The 16,090-nt window shown below is 66.9% G+C and carries 15 protein-coding genes; 7 read left to right on the top strand and 8 right to left on the bottom strand.

Going from position 1 to position 16,090, the window contains the following annotated elements; all coding sequences use genetic code 11:
• Window positions 1–131 precede the first annotated feature (131 nt).
• The 3 genes from AC24R4_RS06190 to AC24R4_RS06180 all read left to right on the top strand — a co-directional run bounded on the left by AC24R4_RS06190 (window position 132) and on the right by AC24R4_RS06180 (window position 2,475).
• Complete coding sequence (locus tag AC24R4_RS06190) at window positions 132–341, top strand: oxidoreductase-like domain-containing protein (protein WP_249641003.1); 210 nt, start codon at window positions 132–134, stop codon at window positions 339–341.
• The gene (locus AC24R4_RS06185) at window positions 338–1,213 is read left to right on the top strand and encodes an NAD-dependent protein deacetylase (protein ID WP_400397514.1); all 876 of its coding nucleotides are present in this window, start codon (window positions 338–340) and stop codon (window positions 1,211–1,213) included. The genes AC24R4_RS06190 and AC24R4_RS06185 overlap by 4 nt, the downstream gene beginning before the upstream one ends.
• Before the next feature lie 365 nt (window positions 1,214–1,578).
• Window positions 1,579–2,475 carry a DMT family transporter gene (locus AC24R4_RS06180; protein WP_487522507.1) on the top strand — a complete coding sequence of 299 codons (897 nt, stop codon included), beginning with the start codon at window positions 1,579–1,581 and terminating at the stop codon, window positions 2,473–2,475.
• Between the two features lie 18 nt (window positions 2,476–2,493).
• Here AC24R4_RS06180 and AC24R4_RS06175 read toward each other — a convergent pair whose 3' ends face one another.
• From AC24R4_RS06175 to AC24R4_RS06165, 3 genes are all read right to left on the bottom strand, one after another.
• Window positions 2,494–3,078, bottom strand: a complete 585-nt coding sequence (locus tag AC24R4_RS06175) for a DUF1439 domain-containing protein (protein ID WP_487522506.1) — start codon at window positions 3,076–3,078, stop codon at window positions 2,494–2,496.
• A gap of 85 nt (window positions 3,079–3,163) precedes the next feature.
• Window positions 3,164–3,367 carry a SlyX family protein gene (locus tag AC24R4_RS06170; RefSeq protein ID WP_153948630.1) on the bottom strand — a complete coding sequence of 68 codons (204 nt, stop codon included), beginning with the start codon at window positions 3,365–3,367 and terminating at the stop codon, window positions 3,164–3,166.
• Window positions 3,368–3,454: 87 nt separating this feature from the next.
• Window positions 3,455–3,883: a VOC family protein gene (locus AC24R4_RS06165; protein WP_400396000.1), complete on the bottom strand. Its 429-nt coding sequence runs from the start codon at window positions 3,881–3,883 to the stop codon at window positions 3,455–3,457.
• Between the two features lie 254 nt (window positions 3,884–4,137).
• On the opposite strand from AC24R4_RS06165, the gene argG reads away from it, so the two are divergent.
• Entirely contained in the window at window positions 4,138–5,463 is a 1,326-nt protein-coding gene (gene argG, locus AC24R4_RS06160) for an argininosuccinate synthase (protein WP_153948628.1), read from the top strand.
• Between the two features lie 73 nt (window positions 5,464–5,536).
• On the opposite strand, the gene AC24R4_RS06155 is transcribed toward argG, so the two are convergent.
• Window positions 5,537–6,808: an SGNH/GDSL hydrolase family protein gene (locus tag AC24R4_RS06155; protein WP_487522505.1), complete on the bottom strand. Its 1,272-nt coding sequence runs from the start codon at window positions 6,806–6,808 to the stop codon at window positions 5,537–5,539.
• Window positions 6,809–6,912: 104 nt separating this feature from the next.
• Between AC24R4_RS06155 and AC24R4_RS06150 the strand changes: the two genes are divergently transcribed.
• The 3 genes from AC24R4_RS06150 (at window position 6,913) to AC24R4_RS06140 (ending at window position 12,398) form a co-directional block, all read left to right on the top strand.
• Window positions 6,913–7,827 carry a LysR family transcriptional regulator gene (locus AC24R4_RS06150; protein WP_487522504.1) on the top strand — a complete coding sequence of 305 codons (915 nt, stop codon included), beginning with the start codon at window positions 6,913–6,915 and terminating at the stop codon, window positions 7,825–7,827.
• A 123-nt stretch (window positions 7,828–7,950) separates the two neighbouring features.
• Window positions 7,951–8,976, top strand: a complete 1,026-nt coding sequence (locus AC24R4_RS06145) for an aldo/keto reductase (RefSeq protein WP_400397439.1) — start codon at window positions 7,951–7,953, stop codon at window positions 8,974–8,976.
• Window positions 8,977–9,272: 296 nt separating this feature from the next.
• Window positions 9,273–12,398, top strand: coding sequence for a transglycosylase domain-containing protein (locus AC24R4_RS06140; RefSeq protein ID WP_400394621.1), 3,126 nt, complete (start codon window positions 9,273–9,275; stop codon window positions 12,396–12,398).
• On the opposite strand, the gene AC24R4_RS06135 is transcribed toward AC24R4_RS06140, so the two are convergent.
• From AC24R4_RS06135 to AC24R4_RS06120, 4 genes are all read right to left on the bottom strand, one after another.
• Window positions 12,363–12,614: a GlsB/YeaQ/YmgE family stress response membrane protein gene (locus AC24R4_RS06135; RefSeq protein ID WP_400394623.1), complete on the bottom strand. Its 252-nt coding sequence runs from the start codon at window positions 12,612–12,614 to the stop codon at window positions 12,363–12,365. The two genes, AC24R4_RS06140 and AC24R4_RS06135, sit on opposite strands and share 36 nt — an antisense overlap.
• 134 nt (window positions 12,615–12,748) lie before the next feature.
• Window positions 12,749–14,854: an elongation factor G gene (fusA, locus tag AC24R4_RS06130; protein ID WP_400394625.1), complete on the bottom strand. Its 2,106-nt coding sequence runs from the start codon at window positions 14,852–14,854 to the stop codon at window positions 12,749–12,751.
• Between the two features lie 96 nt (window positions 14,855–14,950).
• Window positions 14,951–15,805, bottom strand: a complete 855-nt coding sequence (locus AC24R4_RS06125; RefSeq protein ID WP_487522503.1) for a polysaccharide deacetylase family protein — start codon at window positions 15,803–15,805, stop codon at window positions 14,951–14,953.
• 35 nt (window positions 15,806–15,840) lie between these two features.
• Complete coding sequence (locus tag AC24R4_RS06120) at window positions 15,841–16,059, bottom strand: hypothetical protein (protein WP_487522502.1); 219 nt, start codon at window positions 16,057–16,059, stop codon at window positions 15,841–15,843.
• Window positions 16,060–16,090: the final 31 nt, after the last annotated feature.

Here is a 16,090-nt window from a genome sequence, read left to right as displayed (position 1 = left end):
CCTTGTCGAAACAATTCAATATCGCCCCGGTTTCCTGCATATCAGGGATTGCCTCGGCGTGCATTGGACCAAAGACCCTGATCGGTCGGCCGTCATATACTGGCGCGGTTCTGTTCTTCCAATGTCTTGCCGTGTCCGCCGCCGAATCTGCCGCCGATTCCTTCCCCCCGCCCGATGATCCCAAGCCGCTGCCGCCCGAACGCCCCGGCGACAACGAGTGCTGCCAGAGCGGCTGCGATCCGTGCGTGTTCGACTTCTACAACGATGAGATGGACCGCTACCGGCAGGAACTGAAGGCCTGGGAAGCGCGCCAGGTCGGGCGCGTCAAGGTGGATCGGTGAGCCACGCCGCAGACCGCGACGACGGCGGTGGCGACGGCGGCGACCGGGGCGCGGCGCTGCGCGACTTTGTCGAACGCCATCCGCGGCTGTTCGTGCTGACGGGCGCCGGTATCAGCACCGATTCGGGCATTCCGGGCTACCGCGACGCACAGGGGCGTTGGCAGCGTTCGGCGCCGATGACGATCACGGCGTTCCTGAGCGGGCACCCGGCGCGCCAGCGTTACTGGGCCCGCAGCATGGTGGGCTGGCCCGTGGCGGATGCCGCGCAGCCGAACGTCAGCCACCGGGTGGTGGCGCGCCTGGGCGATGCCGGGCGCGTGGCGGGCCTGGTCACCCAGAACGTGGACGGCCTGCACCAGCGCGCGGGCAGCCGCGATGTGACCGAACTGCACGGCAGCATTGGCCACGTGGTGTGCCTGTCGTGCGCCACCCGGTATTCGCGCGCCGATATCCAACGCTGGCTGTGGCTGCACAATCCCGATTTCCGCGATGTGTCGGCGCTGCCGGCGGCCGATGGCGACGCGCATCTGGAGTCGCCGCTGTTCGACAATTTCGCGGTGCCGGACTGCGAGCGTTGCGGCGGGGTGCTCAAGCCGGACGTGGTGTTCTTCGGCGAATCGGTGCCGCGCGACCGCGTGGACGCGGGCCGCCAGGCGCTGGATATGGCCGATGGCATGCTGGTGATCGGTTCGTCGCTGACGGTGTTCTCGGGCTACCGCTTCTGCCTGTGGGCCGCCGAGCGCGGGCTGCCGATCGCGGCGCTGAACCTGGGCACCACGCGGGCCGATCCGATACTGTCCTGCAAGATTTCCGCCCCGATCGGGCCGGCCCTGGCCGCGCTGGCCGCGACGCTGGGGCTCGAAGCCGATTGACCGCGCGCGCCGGCACGGCTAGCATCTGACCGTTGCCGGCGCCTTTGCCTTGCCCTTGCTGCTGCAAGGCTGCCCCCCGAACTCCCCCGATCTGCCGATCATCCCATGACGCCCCGAGCCATCGCCACCATCGCTGTTGCTGCCGCTGCCGCCGAACCGTGCGGCCTGCCAGCGCGCGAGCGCGGGCTGCTTGGTGCCGGACCTGTCGCGCCTCCCCCGTTCGCGCCGCCCATGGCGCCTCCGACGGCGCCCCCTCGCGGCTGATTTCCGCCGCTTTTTGTCCCCGGCTTTCCTGATGGATCACGTGCCGACGCCTGCCGCGTCAGCACGCGCCGGGGCCTGCGTGGTTTCGACAGGACCCCATCATGACTTTCCAGAAAGATGCCGTGGCGGCAGGGGCTGCCACGCAAACGCGTGCGCGCCTGCTGGCCGCACATGGCGCCACCCCGTTGTTCGTGCTGCTGTGGAGCGGCGGCGCGATCTTCAGCCGCTGGGGCCTGGCGCACGCCTCGCCCTTTGCCTTCCTGACGCTGCGCTTCGTGATCGCGCTTGGCGTGCTCGCGTCGATCGGGCTGCTGCGCCGCCGCCTGCTGCCGGCCGCCGGTACCCGTGGCCGCGTCGCGCTGGCGGGCGCGCTGATGATCGGCGGCTATTCGATCTGCTACCTGCTGGCGCTGGATTCCGGCATGACGCCGGGCGTGCTGGCCACGGTGCTGGGCGTGCAGCCGATGCTGACGCTGCTGTGGTCGGAGCGGCGCGTGTCGCTGGTGCGGATGGCCGGACTGGTGCTGGCGCTGGGCGGGCTGGCCACGATCGTGGCCGACAGCCTGCTGGCGGCGCGGCTGTCGGCCGGCGGCTGGGTTTGCGCACTGGGTGCGCTGGCCTGCATGACGAGCGGCGCCGTCTGGCAGAAGGGCGTGAAGCAGGCGCCGATGGAGGTGCTGCCGCTGCAATACACCGTGGCGCTGCTGATGTGCCTGGCCTGCCTGCCGTTCCAGCCGTTCCGCTTCGAAGCGGTGGCCGGCTTCTTCGTGCCGCTGCTATGGATGGGGATCGTGATCTCGGTGGTGGCCACGCTGCTGTTCTACCGGCTGATCCAGCGCGGCAACCTCGTCAACGTTACCAGCCTGTTCTATCTGGTGCCGCCGGCCACCGTGCTGCTGGACTACCTGTTCCTCGGCAATCGTCCCGCGCCGCTGGCGCTGGTCGGCATGGTGGCGATCCCGGTGGGCCTGGCGCTGGTGTTCCGGCCCGCGCGCTAGCGCGGGAATGGCGCCGGATCAGCGCAGATCGACCTTCACGCTGATGCCGCCGGGCGTCACGGTGATGGCGCCCGGCTGCACATCCTTGCCGTTGAAACGCAGTTCCTCGGGCTTGAACGTGTAGAGCGGATAGTCCTTGAGCAGCTGTTCGGCCACCACGGCGCCGATGGCGTTGAGCTGCTGCGTGTACTGGCTCATCCCCTGCACCTGCATGTCCTGCACGGTGGGATTGTCCAGCAGCACGGCGCGGCGCGTGGCGTCGTACTTCACGCCGCTGTTCAGCGACATCGTGCCGTTGACCGGCGGCGCCGGCAGGATCGTGTTGGACATGACCGCGTCCATCTGCGTGGTCACGCGGTTGGTGGCCTGGTCGAGCACCAGCCGTGGATTCGACAACTGGACGCTGACCAGCTCGCCGTAGCGCAGGGTGGTCGGAAACTTCTTGTCCACGGCGCTCTGCAGTTCGGCCTTGGTGAAGGTGTACTCGCCGGTCCAGACGTTGTAGCCGGCGTGGGCCGTGCCAAGCGCCGCGGCGGCGAGGGCCACGGCCAGGAATCGTCGCACGCGGCGAACGGGGCGAGAAGGCTGGGTGGTCAGGGGCATGGATGCGGAATGGTCTGTCGATAGCCGGTGTGACCCGGTCATCGCGATGATCGTTCCGGATTGTGCCTCATGAGCCGCCTCGGCTTCAGTAGTGCGGCGGGATCTCGTGCTGGGGGTTGCCTTCCGCGCCCGAAGGTGCGGCGGCGCGCACCTGCTGGTAGAGCGCACGGAACTGGGCCTGCAGCAGGTCCAGCTGCTGCTGCTGGCGGGCAACGGTCAGGTTGAGCGTCTCGATCAGGTCTTCCTGGAAGGCAACCTTGATTTCGAGATCGGTCAGGCGGGATTCCATCAGCGATTCTCCGGTTGGGTGCGGCATTGTAGGGGATGCTACGACCTTGCCCAGCCGGAGTCCGATGGATCAGCGGCGCGACGCCGTTTATTCCTTGGGCGCGACCAGCACCATCCACGTGATGCCGAACTTGTCGGCCACCATGCCGAAGCGTTCGCTGAAGAACGTGGGCGCTGCCGGCATCACCACGTGGCCGCCCTGCGACAGTGCGCCAATGGTCTTGTCCACTTCGGCCGCGCTGGCCACCGTGATCGACAGCGCAAAGCCCTTGAACTCGGCCTGGCCCTTGTTCTCGCCGTCGGACCCCATGATCGTGGTATCGCCAATCTGCAGGGCCATGTGCATGACCTTGTCGCCGCTGACGGCGGCCGGGCCGCAGCCAGGGCCCGCGTCGGGCGGGGCATCCTTGAAGCGCATCAAGCCTTCCACCTTGGCACCGATGGCGGTCTTGTAGAACTCGGCCGCTTCCTCTGCGCGACCATCGAAAAACAGGTACGACTGGACTTTCGAAGACATCGACATCTCCTGCTGGTTGGGCCCGGCAGCCCCGGGCGTTGTGCGGAAGCGGCGCTTGTGTACGCCGTCCACAATAGACTAGACGACGGTCTGTACGATGTCCACATTTATTTTCGGCGGCCGCGCGTTTGGCGCTGACGCCGTGCCATGTCACAATTCAAGGTTACGAGTTTCGGGCGCCGGACCGGCTCGCCGCACGGCCTGATCGTGCGGGGGCGCCCCAAGAGCCGACAAATTCACCTGGTTTTCTGGCGATGACTACCATCCTGCAGCACATTCCTTCCGGCCAGCGCGTCGGTATCGCATTCTCGGGCGGCCTGGACACCAGCGCCGCGCTCCTCTGGATGCGTCAGAAGGGCGCCATTCCCTACGCCTACACCGCCAACCTGGGCCAGCCGGACGAGCCGGACTACGACGACATTCCGCGCCGTGCCATGGCCTACGGCGCCGAAGCCGCCCGCCTGGTGGACTGCCGCGCCCAGCTGGTGGCCGAAGGCATTGCCGCGCTGCAGTGCGGTGCGTTCCACATCTCCACCGCCGGCGTGACGTACTTCAACACCACGCCGATCGGCCGTGCCGTGACCGGCACGATGCTGGTGGCCGCGATGAAGGAAGACGGCGTCAACATCTGGGGCGACGGCAGCACGTTCAAGGGCAACGACATCGAGCGTTTCTACCGCTACGGCCTGCTGACCAACCCGGGCCTGCAGATCTACAAGCCGTGGCTGGACCAGCAGTTCATCGACGAACTGGGCGGCCGTGCCGAAATGTCGGAATTCATGCGCCAGCACGGCCATGCGTACAAGATGTCGGCCGAAAAGGCCTACTCGACCGATTCGAACATGCTCGGCGCCACGCACGAGGCCAAGGATCTGGAGCACCTGGATTCGGGTATCCGCATCGTCCAGCCGATCATGGGCGTGCAGTTCTGGCGCGACGAAGTGGAAGTGAAGCGCGAGGAAGTGACCGTACGCTTCGAGGAAGGCCAGCCGGTGGCGCTGAACGGCAAGACGTTCGCCAACGCCGTGGACCTGTTCATGGAAGCCAATGCCATCGGCGGCCGCCACGGCCTGGGCATGAGCGACCAGATCGAGAACCGCATCATCGAGGCCAAGAGCCGCGGCATCTATGAAGCCCCGGGCCTGGCCCTGCTGTTCATCGCCTACGAGCGCCTGATCACCGGCATCCACAACGAAGACACCATCGAGCAGTACCGCGACAACGGCCGCCGCCTGGGTCGTCTGCTGTACCAGGGCCGCTGGTTCGACCCGCAAGCCATCATGCTGCGCGAAACCGCACAACGCTGGGTGGCGGGCGCCGTTACCGGCGAAGTGACCATCGAACTGCGTCGCGGCAACGACTACTCGATCCTGAACACCACCTCGCCGAACCTGACGTACAAGCCCGAGCGCCTGACGATGGAAAAGGGCGAGTCGATGTTCACGCCGCTGGACCGTATCGGCCAGCTGACGATGCGTACGCTCGACATCGTCGACACGCGCGAGAAGCTCCAGACGTATGCCAAGACGGGCCTGCTGTCGTCGCAGACCAGCGCCGCGCTGCCCAAGCTCGAAGACTGAGCCCCCGCGGCGGCCGCAACGGCACGCGGAAACAGAAAACCGGCACGCGTGATCGTGCCGGTTTTTTTATGGCTCAGAACAGTTGCGCCTCATCGATGGCCGCCGCCATGGCCGCGTAGCCCTGGTCGCCCGGGTGCAGGTGGTCACCGCTGTCAAAGGCCGGCAGCAGGCGTTCGGGGTGGGCCGGATCGCGCACGGCGGCGTCGAAATCGGCTACCGCGTCGAACGTGCCGCTGGTGCGGATCCAGTGATTCACGCGCTGCCGCAGGGCCTCTTTCTCCGCCGAGAAATAACCGTGGATCGGGCTGCCATCGAGCGCGCCTGCAAAGGGCGTGATGGTGGCGCCGATCACGCGCACGCCGCTGGCGCGGGCCTGCGCGGCCAGCTTGCGATACCCGTCGGCGAGGTCGTCCACGGTTGGCAGTTTGCGGTCTGGCGCAAAGGTCGAGCCGGGCCAGGCGATATCGTTGATGCCCAGGGCCACCACCACGCTGCGCACCTGCGGCACGGTCAGCACGTCATGCCCGAAGCGGGCGAGGCCCGATTCGCCCATGCCGTCGCGCAGCAACTGGCCGCCCGAAATGCCGGCATTGAGGACGGCGGCGCGCTGGTGCGCCAGCCGGTTCGCCAGTTGGTCGGGCCAGCGGCGGTCGGCATCGGGTGTCGCACCATTGCCTTCGGTGATGGAATCGCCGATGGCCACGACGGTGGGACGCGGTGCCGGCGTTTCGACTTCGATGGCGGACAGAAGAATCCGTGCCTGGAACATGCGTGCCCCGCGCATCGCCGGCGGGCCGGCCGGTCTGGCCAGATCGACCTGATTGCCGGGCGCGATGAATGCCGTCTGTCGGCCGTCCCAATGGAACGATCCCAACGTCGTGGGCCGGGGCAGGTAGAGGCTGACGGTCAGGGTATCCAGCGCCGGCGCGTCGAGGTCCACCGCATCGCTCGTCACCATGCCGCCGGCCGGCACGGTCACCGCGGCGTGGCCCGCGAATGTGACCGGGCGCCCGAGACGGGCGGCCATGCCGTACAGGCCCGCCGCTTCAACGTGGACGGCCTGCCGGCCATACCGGTTCGACAGCACCAGCCGCACGCGCCGGCCGCCCGCGCTGATGCGCACGCGCTGCACGACCGTGGCGTCGTGGATGACTTCGGGCAGGCCCGTGGGCAGCGGCTGGGCGCCTGGGGCCCAGACCGGCTGCTGGCTGGCCACCCAGGTGGTGGTCCAAGTGGCGGCGTGGGCGGCGTCGGCGGCGTCGGCCGGGGCTTGCCCGGCCAGCCCCGCACCGGAAAGCAGGCTGCCGGACATCGCCATCGCACGCATCCATGACGTTGAGAACATCGTTGACTCCTGAAGTAGGGGGAGTGGCCAATGTCACTCATTCCGATCCTTGCAGGTAGCTGGCAGAATGGCATATCACTCATGCCAATATCGAATGAGCTGTCATGGATACTCTCAAGGCAATGCGCGTCTTCGCCCGGGCGATGGAACTGGGCAGCCTGTCGGCGGTGGCGCGCGAACTCGGCACATCGCAGCCCACCGTCAGCAAGACCGTGGCCGCGCTGGAGGCAGACCTCGGCGTCCGCCTGATGGAGCGCACGACCACGCGGCTGACGCCCACCGAAGCGGGCCGCCGCTTCTACGCGCAGGCGTTGACCGTGCTCGACGCCTATGGCGAAGCCGTGGGCGAGGCGCGCGGCCTGGCCGACCATCCATCCGGCCGGATCATCGTCAGCGCGCCGGTCAGCCTGGGCGTGCTGCGGCTCAACGCGCTGGTGCTCGAATTCCTGCAGGCCTTTCCCGATGTCGATGTCGATCTGCGCTTCGATGACCGCTTTGTGGATCTGGTGGAGGCCGGCGTCGATGTGGCGCTGCGCCTCGGTGCGTCGCTGCCGCCCAACGTGGTGGCGCGTCGCATCGCCGTATCGCCACGCATGCTTGTGGCCGCGCCTGGCTATCTGGCAGATCATCCGCCGCTGCGGCAGCCGGCCGACCTGGTCGGCCATCGGTTACTGCGCTTCACGTGGCTGGCGGCTGGCGAAGCCATCGTGCTGACCGATGCACGTGGCCGCGCCGCCCGTGTCGAGGCGACGTGCCGCTATCGCGTCAACAACTCGCTGGCCATGCGCGAGAGCTTTCTGGCCGGAGCCGGGCTGGGCTTGACGCCAGCCTGGCTGGTGCAGGACCTGCTGGACCGTGGCGATCTGGTGCCCGTGCTGCCCGGCTGGCATGGCCCGCCGCAGGAGGCGTTCCTGGTCTATCCGTCGCGCCGATACCAGCCGGCCCGCACGCGCGCCTTGCTGGCGTTCCTGGCCGAGCGCCTGCCGGCGCTGCCTGGTTTTACCCCGGCCGATACATAGCAGACAAGCGAGCCGGCGCTGCAAGCCGCGCCGCAACGCGGCACAATGCGCGATGCCGGCCCGGATGGATCTCAGGGCCGCTTGCCTTTTCTGCTTTGGCTTCGCTAATCGGGGAACCTCGTCATGCCAGATTTCACCATGCAGTACCGCCGCCTGGGCGCCAGCAACCTGAACGTATCCACCCTGTGCCTTGGCACGATGATGTTCGGCGACCAGACCGATGAAGCCGAGGCGGGCCGCATCGTTGCCAGCGCCCGCGCGCACGGCGTCAACTTCATCGATACGGCCGACGTGTACACCAAGGGCGCGTCCGAATCGATGGTGGGCCGCCTGCTGCAAGGGCAGCGGCACGACTGGGTGCTGGCCACCAAGCTCGGCAACGCGATGGGCAACGGGCCGAACCAGCAGAATTACTCGCGCAGCTGGATCCTGCGCGAGGTGGAAGACAGCCTGCGCCGGCTGGATACCGACTTCATCGACATCCTCTACCTGCATCGCGACTTCGCCGGCGCCAACCTGGAAGAGCCGGTACGCGCGATGGGCGACCTGATCCGCGCCGGCAAGATCCGCTACTGGGCCGTGTCGAACTTCCGCGGATGGCGGATTGCCGAGATCGCCGCGCTGTGCGACAAGCTGGGCGTGCCGCGTCCGGTCGCATGCCAGCCGTACTACAACCTGCTGAACCGCATGCCCGAAGTGGAAATCCTGCCAGCGTGCCAGCATTTCGGCCTGGGCGTGGTGCCCTACAGCCCGATCGCGCGCGGCGTGCTGACCGGCAAGTACCTGCCCGGCCAGGCGCCGCAGGCGGACACGCGCGCCGGCCGCGCCGACCGCCGCATGATGGAAACCGAATTCCGCGAAGCGTCGCTGGTCATCGCGCAGACGCTGAAGGCGCATGCCGAAGGCCGCGGCCTGACGCCGGGGCAGTTCGCCACCGCCTGGGTGCTGGCCAATCCGATCATCAGCTCGGTCATCGCCGGCCCGCGCACGCTGGCGCAGTTCGAGGACTACTTTGGTGCAGTGGGGGCGGCCATTTCGCCGCAGGAAGAGGCGATGATCGACGACCTCGTGCCGCGCGGCCATGCATCCACCCATGGCTACAACGACCCGAACTATCCGTTCGGCGGACGTCCCGTCACCGCGGCCTGAACGTCCCGGTCATGGCGTAAAAACGACAAAGGCAGCCGGCATTGCGCTCCGGAAATACACGGGGGTGTGATGCCCAAGCTGCCTGTTGCGCGCCACGCACGCCGGTGCGTTTGAATACGTGCGGTTGCCAACTTCGGTCGCACATTCGGCAGCGATCCGCGTAATATAAATACACGCGGTGGCCTTCGAATGAAGGTCATGTGGCGCAGGCTTTGAGCCGGCGATGCCTGCCGAGACGGTGGGCCCGGCGCAACCGGATGCAAAACGTGTCACGTCGTGGCTGGGTCCTTGCAGGGATGGCAGTCGCCGTATGCGGCGGCGCGTACATGGTCGTGAGCCTCGTCTCCAACGAGGCGCAGACCTCTCAATGGCAGGCTCGCTATATGAGCCGGCTGGGCAAGTCGTTGACCTTCGAGGTTTTGCCCGGCCCCAGCGACAGCATCCGCTATCCGCACTCCGGCCCCTACGATCTGCGTCTTGGCTACGAACGCCTTGGCGAATTCGGCGAACGACTACTTCGAGAAGGCTACGTCACGACATCGCAGTCGCGCATGTCATATGACATGATCCGGCTGATGGACCAGGGCATTTTCCCGCCCTACCGGGAAAAGACCCAGGCCGGGTTGCTGATCCGCGACTGCAATGCCCTGACGATGTCGTACGACCGCTATCCGCAGCGGCAATACGAGAATTTCGATTCGATTCCGAAGGTGCTGGTCACGTCGCTGCTGTTCGTCGAAAACCAGAACCTGCTCAACCCCGAATACCCGATGATGAACCCGGCGCTGGACTGGCGCCGGTTTTCGCGTGCCGTCATGGACCAGGGTATCCGCCTGGTCGATCGCAACCACCGCCATCCCGGCGGCAGCACGCTGGCCACGCAGATCGAGAAATACCGGCATTCGCCCGAAGGCAAGACGCAATCGATTGCCGACAAGCTGCGGCAGATGACCTCCGCTTCACTGCGTGCCTACCGCGACGGGCCGGACACGCAGCGGGCGCGCGAGAACATCGTGGTTGACTATGTCAACACGGTGCCGCTGTCGGCGCGGGCGGGTCATGGCGAGATCGAGGGCGTCGGCGACGCGCTGTACGTCTGGTATGGCGAAGACTTCGCCGAAGCCAACCAGCTGCTGCGCGAGATGGACCCGCGCAACCCGTCGCCGCGCGCGGCACAGGTGTACAAGCGCGTGCTGTCGCTGATCATCTCGCAGCGGCGCCCGTCGTACCACCTGCGGCGCGACGATACCAACCTGGATGCCCTGACCGGCAGCTACCTGCGCCTGCTGGCGTCGGCCAACGCCATCACGCCGGAGCTGCGCGACGCCGCGCTGGCGCAGTCGCTGGACAAGGCGGCCCCGCCGAAGCGGCCTGCGCCCGACCCCTGGGTCACGCGCAAGGCGGTCAACCAGGTACGCAACGACGTGCAGCACATGTTGCATATGGACAGCCGCTACGACCTGGACCGGCTCGACCTGACCGTGGACAGCACCGTCAATCGCGAGGCACAGCGCAAGGTGACCGAGACGCTGCTGCGCGTGGGTACCAAGGATGGCGCCCACGAGATGGGGCTCTACGGCAAGAACCTGCTCAAGGAAAGCGACGACCCGTCGCGGCTCGTGGCCAGCTTCACCCTGTTCGAGCGTGTCGGCAACGCGGCCGTCGTGCGGGTGCAGACAGACAACGTCGACCAGCCGTTCGACATCAATGCCGGCGCGCGGCTGAACCTGGGGTCCACCGCCAAGCTGCGCACGCTGGTCACCTACCTGGAAGTCATCAACGAGCTGCACGACCGCTATGCGGGCATGAGCGTGGCCGAACTGAAGGCGGTGCAGGTGCCGCGCCAGGACGCGCTGACACGGTGGGCCGTGGACTACCTGATCAAGGCCAAGCCGGCCGAACGCGAGCGGGCCGCCATGCTCGACGCCGCGATGGAACGCAAGTATTCGGGCAATCCCGGCGAGGCGTTCTATACAGGCGGCGGCATGCAGAGTTTCACGAATTTCGAGAAGTGGGAAGGCGAGCGGCCGATGACCGTGCGCATCGGGTTCCAGCATTCGGTCAACCTCGTGTTCATCCGCATGATGCGCGACATCGTGCGCTACGAGGTGTTCCTGGCGCATCCCGAGGCCGGATCGCTGATCGAGGATCGCAACGACCCCGGCCGCCGCCCCTACCTGGAACGCTTTGCCGACGAGGAAGGCAGCGCGTTCATGGTCAACTTCTGGCAGCGTTACCGTGGCAAGACCAACGACGAGCGGCTGCAGGTGCTGCTGGGCCGCGTGAAGCAGCCCACGCCGCACCTGGGCGCGGTTCGGCTGTCGGTGGCGTTGCTGAGCGCGCGGCCCAATACGGATTACGAGACCTTCGCCCGCACGCTGCGGCAGTGGATGCCCCGGCAGAAGCTCGATGACGAGGATCTGCAGAAGCTCTATGCCAAGTACGGCCACGACAAGTTCAACCTCAACGACCGCGGCTACCTGTCCCGCATCCATCCGCTGGAACTGTGGATGGTGGAGTACCTGGGCACGCATCCTGATGCCCCGCTGAAGGACGTCCTGCAGCAGAGCGCGCAGGAGCGGCAGGCCGTGTACGTGTGGCTGTTCAAGACGCGCAGCAAGCTGGGGCAGGATGGCCGCATCCGCACGCTGCTGGAACGCGAGGCCTTCGAGAAGATCGCCCGGCGCTGGCAGCGGCTGGGGTATCCGTTCGATACGCTGACGCCGTCGTACGCCACCTCGATCGGTGCCTCGGGCGACCGGCCTTCGGCATTGGCCGAGCTGGCCGGCATCATCCTGAACAACGGCGTGGATGCACAGCCGTCCACGGTGCGCACGTTCGCCTTTGCGTCGGCTACGCCATACGCCACCACGTACAGCCTGCAACCCAGCCCGGGCAAGCCGCTGCTCGCGCCTGAGATCGCGGTGCTGGTGCGGCAGTCGATGCTGGACGTGGTACAGCGCGGCACGGCCAAGTCGATCAACGGCGCGTTCGTGCCGGTGAACCACAAGGGCCAGCCGCAAGGGGCGCCGCTGCTGGTTGCCGGCAAGACCGGCACGGGCGAGCAGGTGTTCCAGACCTACGGGCCGGGCGGGCGCGTGATCGCGTCGCGCACGGTGAACCGCTCGGCGACGTTCGTGTTCCTGGTGGGCAATCGGTACTTCGGCACGGTGACGCTGCACGTCCGCGAGCCGTATGCGGCGCGCTACTCGTTCACTAGCGCGCTGGCGGTGCGGGTGCTGCGGGCGTTGGCCCCGCAGATCACGGCCATGGCCGCGCCTGGCAGCGACGCCACGCTGCTGCGCTGCCAGGACACCACCATGATGGCGATCCAGCCCTCGACGGCCTCGCTGGCGCCCGCCACCGATGACCCGGCGCCGGCAAACCTAGCGCTTGCGGCGGACCGCGTCGTAAATAAATAGCAGGATGATGGCGCCGATGATCGAGGCGATCCAGCCTACCGGCTCGCCCGCGCGGTAGAACCCCATCGCGCGGCCCACATAGCCGGCCAGCAGCGCGCCCAGCACGCCAAGGACGATGGTCATGATCCAGCCCATCTTGTCGTCGCCGGGCTTGATGGCCCGGGCAATCAGTCCGACGATCAGGCCAACGAATACCGTACCGAGAAATGCCATCATGATGCGCTCCTTCCGTTGCGAAGAGGGACCGGTGGCCCATTGTGCCACCGTCATGTGACGAACCGGGGTACATCGGCGGCGCGCCAGCGTACTGGCGCGCCGCGTTGCCTTCAGGCCGGCAGGCCCGGGGCAGCTCAGGTCTTGCGCGAACTGATCACGGCTTCGGCCACATTGGCCGGCGCTTCCGCGTAGTGCTTGAATTCCATCGTGAACGTGGCGCGGCCTTGCGTCAATGAGCGTAGCGACGTGGAATAGCCGAACATCGTCGCCAGCGGCACCTCGGCGCGCACGATCTTGCCGCCGCCGCCCGCGATGTCCTCCATGCCGTGCACGATGCCGCGCCGCGACGACAGGTCGCCCATCACGTTGCCGGTGAATTCCTCGGGGGTCTCCACCTCGACGGCCATCATCGGCTCCAGCAGCACGGGCTTGGCGCGGCGCATGCCTTCCTTGAAGGCCATGGAACCGGCCATGCGGAACGCGTTTTCGTTCGAGTCCACGTCGTGGTACGAACCGAATACCAGCGTCGCCTTGACGTCGACCACCGGGTAGCCGGCCAGCACGCCGGTTTCCAGCGTTTCCTTGATGCCCTTGTCCACCGCCGGGATGAACTCGCGCGGCACCACGCCGCCCTTGATCGCGTCGACGAATTCGTAGCCGCCGCCCTGTGGCAGCGGTTCGACATTGAGCACCACGTGGCCGTACTGGCCGCGCCCGCCCGACTGCTTGACGAACTTGCCTTCCACGTCCTTGGCCGCGCTCTTGATGGTCTCGCGGTAGGCCACCTGCGGTTTGCCGACCGAGGCCTCCACGCCGAACTCGCGCCGCATGCGATCCACCAGGATTTCCAGGTGCAGTTCGCCCATGCCGGAGATGATGGTCTGGCCCGATTCCTCGTCGGTGGCCACGCGGAACGACGGATCTTCCTGCGCCAGGCGATTCAGCGCGATGCCCATCTTTTCCTGGTCGGCCTTGGTCTTCGGCTCCACGGCCTGCGAGATCACGGGCTCGGGGAACGACATCCGTTCCAGGATGATGACCTTGTCGGGGTCGCACAGCGTGTCGCCCGTGGTGGCTTCCTTCAGGCCCACGGCGGCGGCAATGTCGCCGGCGCGCACTTCCTTGATTTCGTTGCGCACGTTGGCGTGCATCTGCAGGATGCGGCCCAGCCGTTCGCGCTTGCCCTTCACGGGGTTGTAGACCGTGTCGCCGGAATTGACCACGCCCGAGTACACGCGAAAGAAGATCAGCTGGCCGACGAACGGGTCGGTCATGATCTTGAAGGCCAGCGCGGAGAACGGCTCCTCGTCGCTCGGATGGCGCTCGGCCTCCTTGTCGTCTTCGGTGTGGCCCAGGATGGCGGGCACGTCCACTGGCGAGGGCAGGTAGTCGATCACGGCGTCGAGCATGGCTTGCACGCCCTTGTTCTTGAACGCGCTGCCGCACAGCATCGGCTGGATCTCGCCGGCCACCGTGCGCTTGCGCAGCGCGGCCTTGATCTCGGCTTCGCTCAGCGCCTCGCCGCCCAGGTATTTCTCCAGCAGTTCCTCGCTGGCCTCGGCGGCGGCCTCGATCATCTTGTCGTGCCATTCCTGGGCCAGGTCCTTCAGGTCGGCCGGAATGTCGGTGTATTCGAAACGCACGCCCTGGCTGGCGTCGTCCCAGACGATGGCCTGCATCTTGACCAGATCGACCACGCCGCGGAAGTTGTCCTCGGCGCCGATCGGAATCTGGATCGGCACGGGATTGCCCTTGAGGCGGCTCAGGATCTGGTCGCGCACGCGCAGGAAGTCGGCGCCCACGCGGTCCATCTTGTTGACGAAGGCGATGCGCGGCACGTTGTACTTGTTGGCCTGGCGCCAGACGGTTTCCGATTGCGGCTGCACGCCGCCCACGGCGTCGTAGACCATGCAGGCGCCGTCGAGCACGCGCATCGAGCGTTCCACCTCGATCGTGAAGTCGACGTGGCCCGGCGTGTCGATGATGTTGATGCGATGCTCGGGATAGTTGCCGGCCATGCCCTTCCAGAACGCCGTGGTGGCGGCCGACGTGATGGTGATGCCGCGCTCCTGCTCCTGCTCCATCCAGTCCATGGTGGCCGCGCCGTCATGGACCTCGCCCAGCTTGTGATTCACGCCGGTGTAAAAGAGGATGCGCTCCGTCGTCGTCGTCTTGCCGGCGTCGATATGGGCGCTGATGCCAATGTTGCGGTAGCGTTCGATGGGGGTCTTGCGGGGCACGGTGTTTCTCCTGGTTCGGGCACCACGGGCCGACAAGCGTAGCACTTCCGCGATGTGCGCGTATTTCCCCATGCCGCATAAGGCATAGCGGGGAAATCAGGGCCAGCTTTCGCGTGCGTAGACGCCTGCGGCGGCGCGCGCCAGTGCTGCACGCGCGGCTGCCTGAGTATCGGTATAGAACGGCGGGTCGGCCAGTGGCAAGCCGTTGTCGCGAGCGGTTTCCACCAGGATGCGCAGGTATTCCGTCATATGCGATGCCGTGAAGCCATTGGAGTCGTGGAAGGCCACGATCACTGGCGTCACACCGTCCACGGCCGGCAGACGGTGGGCCACCATCGCCTGGCCCACGTTCTCCAGTTCGCGGCGCATGTGCGGGCGTCGGCGCAGGCTGATGGTCCAGCCATAGATCTTGCCGTCGCGCGCGCTGGCGTCGGCCATGAGCATCCCCAGGCCCGCCTGGGCATACACGGCCTGCGTGCCGGCGCTATAGGCCCAGTTGGGCGGACGCACCACGGCGAGCGCCTGGCCGCACTGGGCCGCGATGTCGGCCTGGCCGCGCCGCAGCGATGCCGCCAGGACGTCGGGCGCCAGCTTCGTATGGGAAATATGGCCCCCGACCATGCCGCTGTGGACGGCCATCAGCTGGCCCTGTGCACAGGTTTCGTGCATCTGCGCGCGGCCTTCCGGGCCGCCGCCGCGGCGCGGGTTTTCGGTCTGGACGAAGAAGATGCCCTTGACGCCCGGCGTGACCGGATTGTCGGCGAACTGGCGCAGGATCAGCGGCGTCCCGCCAAAGGGGCCGGTGTCCGGGCCATCGTCCAACGTCAGCAGAAAGCGCACCGGCGCCAGGCGGGCGGCGGTGTCGGGCGGCAGGGGTGTGGTCGGCCCCACCGCGCAGCCGGACAAGGCCAGCGTGGCGGCGATGGCCGCTGCGACGAGGGGACGGAACATCGGTAATACGGTGGGGCGCAAAGTAAAAGTGATCTTCAAAGCAATTTAAAAACAACGACCACGGCGCTGACCGTGGCGATCAAACCGGCAAAGGCCGTCCATTCGGCATCGACATAGTTGTCGGGTCCCCGCCAGCGGCCCGGATAGGCGCCGAAGGTGATGGCCATCAGCACGACCCAGCCGATGGCATAGAACACCCCGTAGACGATCAGTTCCATGAACAGCCAGCCGATGGCTTCGATCAGCAGTCCCATCCCCGCATTCCTTTTTCCCGTCGTTGAGGGG

The organism is Cupriavidus sp. CER-90 (assembly GCF_057652055.1).
Note: the sequence above shows the minus strand (reverse complement) of the source record. Positions and strands in the feature narration are given on the sequence as shown.